Source organism: Pisciglobus halotolerans (assembly GCF_900113675.1).
Classification (GTDB): domain Bacteria; phylum Bacillota; class Bacilli; order Lactobacillales; family Carnobacteriaceae; genus Pisciglobus; species Pisciglobus halotolerans.
On record NZ_FOQE01000014.1, the window covers coordinates 44,026 to 52,134 of the forward strand.

Annotated in this window: 7 protein-coding genes; all 7 read left to right on the plus strand. The window is 41.2% G+C overall.

Features of this window, described 5'->3' with window-relative positions:
* Positions 1-15 precede the first annotated feature (15 nt).
* The 7 genes from BM057_RS06315 (at position 16) to glyA (ending at position 7,786) form a co-directional block, all read left to right on the plus strand.
* Positions 16-1,206, plus strand: coding sequence for a GNAT family N-acetyltransferase (locus BM057_RS06315; protein WP_092092271.1), 1,191 nt, complete (start codon positions 16-18; stop codon positions 1,204-1,206).
* Between the two features lie 239 nt (positions 1,207-1,445).
* Positions 1,446-2,408, plus strand: a complete 963-nt coding sequence (gene manA / locus BM057_RS06320) for a mannose-6-phosphate isomerase, class I (RefSeq protein WP_092092281.1) — start codon at positions 1,446-1,448, stop codon at positions 2,406-2,408.
* A gap of 348 nt (positions 2,409-2,756) precedes the next feature.
* Positions 2,757-3,371 carry a thymidine kinase gene (locus BM057_RS06325; RefSeq protein ID WP_052181855.1) on the plus strand — a complete coding sequence of 205 codons (615 nt, stop codon included), beginning with the start codon at positions 2,757-2,759 and terminating at the stop codon, positions 3,369-3,371.
* The gene (gene prfA / locus BM057_RS06330) at positions 3,364-4,443 is read left to right on the plus strand and encodes a peptide chain release factor 1 (protein WP_047391849.1); all 1,080 of its coding nucleotides are present in this window, start codon (positions 3,364-3,366) and stop codon (positions 4,441-4,443) included. The genes BM057_RS06325 and prfA overlap by 8 nt, the downstream gene beginning before the upstream one ends.
* Positions 4,433-5,281 (plus strand): peptide chain release factor N(5)-glutamine methyltransferase, encoded by an 849-nt coding sequence (gene prmC / locus BM057_RS06335; RefSeq protein WP_092092273.1) that lies wholly within the window; start codon positions 4,433-4,435, stop codon positions 5,279-5,281. Before prfA ends, prmC begins: the two co-directional genes overlap by 11 nt.
* Before the next feature lie 66 nt (positions 5,282-5,347).
* On the plus strand, positions 5,348-6,370 hold the full coding sequence (locus BM057_RS06340) for an L-threonylcarbamoyladenylate synthase (protein WP_047391871.1): 1,023 nt from the start codon (positions 5,348-5,350) through the stop codon (positions 6,368-6,370).
* 183 nt (positions 6,371-6,553) lie between these two features.
* Positions 6,554-7,786 carry a serine hydroxymethyltransferase gene (gene glyA / locus BM057_RS06345; RefSeq protein WP_092092277.1) on the plus strand — a complete coding sequence of 411 codons (1,233 nt, stop codon included), beginning with the start codon at positions 6,554-6,556 and terminating at the stop codon, positions 7,784-7,786.
* Positions 7,787-8,109: the final 323 nt, after the last annotated feature.

An 8,109-nucleotide genomic window follows, 5' to 3' on the forward strand; every position in this document is an offset into this window, starting at 1 on the left:
AAGGAAGGGGAAAATATGGACTATCAACAGATCCAACCTGATCGTTTTAAGGAAATGCTTGAACTTGCCGCTTATGCTTTTGATCTTGAACCCGATGAAGAATTCCAAAAAATGCTGCATTCTTTTGCCCTTCATTCAGCTGTGTATGGTGCAATTGATCAAGATCATTTAACGAGTCAGTTGCTCGTTTTGCAAATGAGTATTTTTTTACATGAAACAGAGATACCGATGGGCGGTGTAAGTTATGTTTCTAGCTATCCTGAAGTTCGAGGTTCAGGAAACATTACAGAACTAATCGGTCGAGCGCTGAAAGGAATGAAAGAAAAAGGACAACTGCTCTCTTTCTTGAGCCCTTTTTCTTACGCTTTTTATCGCAAATATGGGTATGAACATGTTTTTAATCAAACAACGTATACCATCGCAAATAAAGACTTGCCTCATTTCAAAGAGGTAAAAGGAACTGTGAAACGAGTCAAGGGTACACAAGTCCTTTCTCAATTAGCTGACTTGTACCAAAAAAGGTATCAACAAGCTGTTGGTCCAGTCGTAAGAAGAGAATGGAATTGGGAATTAAAACTGGAGCAGCATAAACATCAACAGGTCGCTCTTTATCTTGATGAAGATAATCAGGCACAAGGTTATTTGCTTTATCATTTCAGTAAGTCGCAAAAATCAACCTTTGTGTTAGATGAAATGGTCTATTTGACCCATGATGCATTTAAAGGATTGTGGCAATTCATCACTTCGCATCGCTCTTCTTTCGCTGCTTTTTCTTATGTGGCTAACGATGGGGAAAAACTAGCTGACTTATTTGAAAATCCTCGTATCCAGCAGAAAACACAGCCCCATATGATGGCAAGAATCGTTGACTTTCCGGCGTTCATTCAAACTTATCCATTTTTAGAACGAGCGCAAGCGACTTTTTATCTCAAGGTGAAAGACGACTTTGCTGAATGGAACAACGGCCTTTGGAAAGTGGAGCTGCGCACGACCGGCAGGAAAGTAACCAAAGTGCAAGAGGAAGAAAAAGTTCCGGCACATCATTGGATCGAAGGAACGATTCAGGACTGGACTTGCTTTTTGCTTCATAGTCAGGATATTAAAAAGATGGCCTTTCATGAACGCATCTTAGCTGACAAAGCTGTTTTACAAGACTTTGTAGAACGAGTGCCGAATGGACATCCCGAACTGTATGATGCATTTTGACCAAATAGAAATAAAATGCTCAGATTTCAAATGAATATCCGGGCTTCATCTTTCAAATGTAAAGTTGTGTACATGCTTGACTTGTCCATAAAAACGTTGATTGGAACACCGGTAATTTGAAAGAAAAAAGCAATAGCCTTTTCATTTAAGTAGATAGTGCATAGTTTCTGCTCAACAATCGTAATGATTTATGCTAAAATGAGCATGTGAAAATTTAAAGCACGGAGGGAACAAATATGTTGAAATATCCTTTATTTTTAAAACCTGTTATGCAAGAAAAAATATGGGGCGGAACAAAACTGGAAGAATTTGGGTATGAACTGCCGAGTGAACACGTAGGAGAATGCTGGGCGATCAGCGCTCATCCAAATGGTCCAAGTACTGTTGAAAATGGTCCTTTTGCTGGCATGACGCTAAATGAGGTCTGGGACAAACATCGGGAAGTTTTTGGAAACAGTGAAGGCGATGTTTTTCCTTTATTGACAAAAATCCTCGATGCTAGTCAAGATCTTTCCGTGCAAGTCCATCCCGATGATGAATACGGCTTGGAACATGAAGGCGAATTAGGCAAAACTGAATGTTGGTATGTTATCGATGCAGATGAAGGCGCAGAAATCGTTTATGGTCATCATGCTCAATCGAAAGAAGAATTGAAACAGATGATCGATAGCGGCGATTGGGAACATTTGCTAAGAAAAATAAAAGTGAAAAAAGGCGACTTTTTCTTTGTTCCAAGTGGCACGATCCATGCGATCGGCGGCGGTATCATGATTTTAGAAACGCAACAATCTAGCGATACGACTTACCGTGTGTATGATTATGATCGTAAAGGTGACGATGGCAAACCACGTGAGCTTCACCTTAAACAATCGATTGAAGTAACCAACACACCGCATGTTGATCCTGAATTGGATATCCACACAGATAAAGAAAATAACGTTGATATCACGACTTTTGTCGAAACGGACTTCTTTAATGTGTACAAATGGGATGTCAGCGGGGTAGCAACCTTCACAGCTGATGCACCTTATACATTGGTCAGTGTCCTTTCAGGAGAAGGAAATTTGATTATTGATGCTGAACACGAAGCATGGATCGAAAAAGGAATGCACTTTATTTTGCCAAATGACTTGAAATCTTGGTCGATCAACGGCAACTTAGAAATCATCGCTTCTACTCCAGGGAAAAAATTAACCAAATAAAATAAGCTTGTAGAGGAAAAGGAGACTGTGAAAAGCAGGCTCCTTTTTTTGTGCGAAATAAGAAAAACATCCAACGCAACGTCTCGCCTATTCATTTTATCCTCATTCATTAAGATTTAGGATATCCATCAAGCTCAATAGCAAAAGTGAAGGATTTGCCTTGCGTCTATCATCGTTCTGGATAAAAAAGCAAAAAAATAAAAAATAGCAAACATGGCCAGCATAAGTGCGAAAACCTTTTTCTAACACTTAATGGACGCGATCCTATACCATATCTCTCTTGTATGTTCCGATTTTTTACAGTATAATTTTATTGGATTTCTACAGATGAAATGAGGATTAAAAGAGATGGCTCAGTTATTTTTTAAGTATGGTGCAATGAATAGTGGGAAAACAATTGAAATTTTAAAGGTAGCCCACAACTATGAAGAACAGAATAAACCTGTCCTCATCATGACAAGTGGGATCGATAATCGCGATGAAACTGGAGTCGTATCCAGCCGAATTGGTTTACGCAGATCAGCTGTGTCGATTTATGATGAAACGGATATTTTAGAGGTCGTCGATACATTAGATTACAATCCAGCTTGCGTTTTGATCGATGAGTCACAGTTTCTAAAAAAAGCGCATATTCTGCAGTTGACAAAAGTTGTGGATGAATTAGGTATCCCTGTGATGGCATTCGGCTTAAAAAATGATTTTCAAAATGAGCTCTTTGAAGGGTCAAAATATCTGTTGTTATACGCTGATAAAATAGAAGAAATGAAAACCATTTGTTGGTACTGCCATAAGAAAGCGACGATGAACTTACGCATCGTGGACGGGAAACCCGTCTATGCAGGCGAGCAGATCCAGATCGGCGGCAATGAAAGTTACCTTCCCGTTTGTCGCAAACATTATCACCACCCGCCGCAAATGGTAACGGTAGAAGAAAGTAGAAGAGAGGAAAAAGAAAATGTTTGATCAATTAGAAAGTGTGTTGGGACGTTACGAAGAATTAAATGAACTGCTCAGTGACCCAGATGTCATCAGTGATACGAAACGTTTCATGCAATTGTCAAAAGAAGAAGCAAATTTACGTGAAACCGTAGCGACTTATAAAAATTATAAAGCAGTCGTGGAAGGCATTTCTGAAACAGAAGAAATGCTGAACGAAAACTTAGAACCAGAAATGGCTGAAATGGCTAAAGAAGAATTGGCAGATCTGAAGGGTCAAAAAGATGAATTAGAAGAAAAGATCAAAATTTTGATGCTGCCTAAAGATGAAAATGATGATAAAAATATCATTATGGAAATCCGCGGCGCTGCTGGCGGAGACGAAGCTCAGCTCTTTGCTGGCGACTTGTTCAGTATGTACCAACGTTATGCAGAAGCACAAGGCTGGAAAACGGAAGTAATGAATGCGAACATTACTGGTATTGGCGGCTATAAAGAAATTACCTTTATGATCACGGGCAACAACGTTTATTCCAAACTGAAGTATGAAAGTGGTGCACATCGTGTACAACGTGTTCCTTCAACCGAATCACAAGGACGCGTGCACACATCGACTGCGACCGTCGTGGTTATGCCAGAAGCAGAAGAAGTAGAATTAGACCTTGCAGACAAAGATATCCGCACAGATATTTATCATGCCAGCGGTGCAGGTGGACAGCACGTCAACAAAACAGCTTCTGCAGTACGGTTGACTCACCTTCCAACAGGGATTGTTGTGGCTATGCAAGATGAACGTTCACAAATCAAAAACCGTGAGAAAGCGATGAAAGTCTTGCGTGCAAGAGTATATGATCAGATTCAACAAGAAGCTCAAAGTGAATACGATGCAGAACGGAAATCTGCCATTGGAACAGGGGACCGTTCAGAACGGATCCGAACGTACAACTTCCCGCAAAACCGTGTTACGGATCATCGTATTGGTTTGACGATTCAAAAGCTGGATAAGATTTTAGGCGGCGAATTGGATGAGATCATTGATGCCTTGATCTTAGCGGACCAAACTTCAAAACTGGAGAAGTTAAAGAATAATGAGTACTAATGCAACTGTAAGAGAAGTCCTGAAATGGGCTTCTTCTTTTTTAAAAGCCAGCGGGAAAGAGGCAGCAGCTGCTGAACGGCTGCTGATGGAAAGACAACAGTGGAATCGGACGGATTTGTTATTGCATTTGGATCAGGCGATGCCTTTAGCCGTTAAAAAGCAATTGATCGAAGACGTTTCTGAGCATGGATCAGGTATTCCGATCCAGCATTTGTTAGGCTATGAATGGTTTTATGACTACTCTTTTAAAGTGACCAAAGACACCTTGATCCCTCGACCTGAAACGGAAGAGATCGTGGATAAATGTTTAAAGCGAAATCCTGATGGAAAAACATTGCAGGTGCTCGATATTGGCACAGGAACAGGTGCGATCGCCATTACCATCAAGAAAGAACGGCCCTCTTTTTCTGTGACCGCGACAGACCTTTCTGCTCATGCTTTGAAAGTAGCAGAAGAAAATGCAGAAGAACTCGGTGCAGCAGTTCGCTTCAAATTAGGCGACTTGACCGAACCAGTACAAGATGAACAGTTTGACATCATATTGTCTAACCCTCCATATATTGCTGAGAATGAAAAAAAGTTCATGGATGAATCGGTGCTGGCTTATGAGCCGAAAATGGCCCTTTTTGCAGCGTCTAATGGGTTAGAGATTTATCAACGTTTAGCAAAAGAATTGCCTGAACGCTTGAAAGCAGGCGGACAAATTTATTTAGAGATCGGTTTTCGTCAGGGAAAGGCAGTAAAATCTTTATTTGAAGCAGCTTTTCCCACCGCAGAAGTGTCGGTTGAAAAAGATATGAGCGGACAAGACCGGTTAATATTCGTTCAATTAAGTTAATAAAGTTCTAAGCTTTGAACGATGGCACTTTGCGTGAAAGGGATAAAAGGAAAGAAGGAAGTCATGTTGGAAACAAAAATATTTCATACAAACGAAATAAAGGAAGCAGCGGAAAAAATACGAGAAGGAGAATGCGTCTCTTTTCCGACTGAAACGGTATACGGATTAGGAGCTGATGCGCTGAACGAAACAGCGGTCAGCAAAGTCTACCAAGCAAAGGGACGACCAAGCGATAATCCATTGATCGTACATGTATCTTCTAAAGCAGAAGTCGCAAAATATGCTAAAACGGTGCCAGCTGTAGCAGAGAAACTAATGTCTGCTTTTTGGCCAGGACCGTTGACGTTGATCTTTCAAGTAAAAGAAGATGTATTTGCGCCGACAGTAACAGCTGGATTGAACAGCGTGGCAATGCGCATGCCGAACAACGAGGCGACGTTGCAGCTGATCAAAGAAGCAGGAACTCCTTTAGTCGGTCCCAGTGCTAATACTTCCGGAAAGCCGAGCCCAACAACAGCTGAACATGTTTATCACGATTTAAAAGGGAATATTGCAGGAATCTTAGATGATGGAGAAACAGGTGTTGGATTAGAGTCGACCGTCTTAGATATTACTGACCCAAGTCGCCCAGCGATCTTGCGTCCCGGCGGCGTATCCAAGGAAGCATTGGAACAAGTGATTGGAACTGTTTATGTCGATGCTCATTTGGTCAGTGCTGATGAAGTGCCTAAAGCTCCTGGAATGAAATACAAGCACTATTCTCCTGAAGAACCTGTCGTGATCGTAGACGGAGATGACAAAGTGTGGGAAGAAGCCATTGCTTTTTATCAGCATAAAGGGGAAAAAATCGGATTATTGGCAAATGAAGACAGAATCGCTCGTTTGCAGTCTGATGATCTGATTCCTTTTTCATTAGGCAAAGAAGGAAATATCGAAATGGCAGCTCATCGTCTATTTGCCGGTTTGCGCTATTTTGAAACAACAAACGCCACGCTGATCTTAGCTGAAGCTTTTCCTGAAAAAGGGTTGGGGATAGCTTATATGAATCGATTAAAGAAAGCAGCAGGTGCTCACTTTTTTGGTGAGTGACAAGAAACCGACAGTAGTGTAGGATAGAAGAGAAGAGAAAAGAGAAGAGAAAAGAGAAGCGGATACAATAAGGAGCTTTGGCTTCTTACCTGCTGTATCGAGTACATGAGATACGTATGATCCAAGCTTTTGGAGAAACGGGCCGCTGCTTTTTGGAAAAGTGAACAATGGGAGATGAGAGAGATGGAAATCAAACAAATGGATCCAGATGTATTTGAAGCGATCGAACACGAAAAACAACGTCAAGAACAAAATATTGAATTGATTGCTTCTGAAAATTTTGTTTCAAAAGCTGTGTTGGCTGCCCAAGGGAGTATCTTAACGAACAAATATGCAGAAGGTTATCCGGGCAAACGCTATTATGGCGGCTGTGAATATATAGATGTGATCGAAAACTTGGCGATCGACAGAGCCAAAGCGCTATTTGGAGCAGAATATGCTAATGTTCAACCCCATTCCGGCTCAAACGCTAATATGGCGGTTTATAATAGTTTACTGGAGCCTGGCGATACTGTTTTGGGAATGGATCTTACACATGGCGGACACTTAACACATGGATCACCCGTCAACTTTAGCGGCAAGCAGTATCATTTTGTGGCGTATGGCGTTGATAAAGCTACCGAAACCATTGATTATGAACAAGTTCGGCAACTGGCACTCGAACACCAACCCAAGTTGATCATTGCTGGTGCAAGTGCTTATCCGCGCGCCATCGACTTTAAAAAATTCAAAGCGATCGCTGATGAAATTGGCAGTTACTTTATGGTTGATATGGCGCATATTGCTGGATTGGTGGCAGTAGGGTTGCATCAAAACCCAGTTGAGTATGCAGACGTTGTGACTACCACTACTCACAAAACACTTCGCGGTCCAAGAGGCGGTTTGATTTTGGCCAAAGAAGCCTTCGGTAAAAAAATCAATAGTGCGATTTTCCCAGGCATTCAAGGCGGACCATTGGAACATGTCATCGCTGGAAAAGCTGTGGCTTTAAAAGAAGCCATGCAACCAGAATTTAAGACGTATGGAGAACAAATCATCAAGAATGCCCAAGCAATGGCTGAAGTATTGAAGCAGTCAAAAGGACACCTTGTTAGTGGCGGAACAGACAACCATTTGTTGCTGTTAGACGTTCGTCCATTTGATTTAAATGGAAAAGAAGCTGAAAAATTGTTAGATCAAGTAGGAATCACAGTCAATAAAAATACGATTCCATTCGAAACACTCAGTCCAATGAAGACCAGTGGAATCCGTATTGGTACTCCAGCTATCACAACAAGAAAATTCGATGAAGCAGATGCCAAAAAGGTGGCAGAATTGATCGTGGCGACACTTGAATCAAAAGATGATGAAGCTAAGCTAGCTGAGATCAAAGAGGCTGTCCACGAACTAACAACACAACGCCCTCTTTACGACTAATATTTTCGTTGCTATCTATTTTAATTAGGCGTTTTAAACGTTTCTTTGCGATTCTTTTGAAAGCCTTTATGAGAAACGATAGGAACGTTTATTCATTCAAAGCATGGTCAGAGCCAAACTCTGCCATGCTTTTTTGAGTTCTTCGTCAAATAACGTTGATAAAGAAATTTCCTCTGGTCGATGAGCTACTGATGGAAAGCCATGAGAACACAGTGAGCCGAAAATCACGTCTCAATGCTTGCAAGCTTCAAACTTAGTGTAACGGCTAAAGCCTAACACTAAGTGATTCACATTGCATCTTTTTTCATGGCTATCAGTAGCCC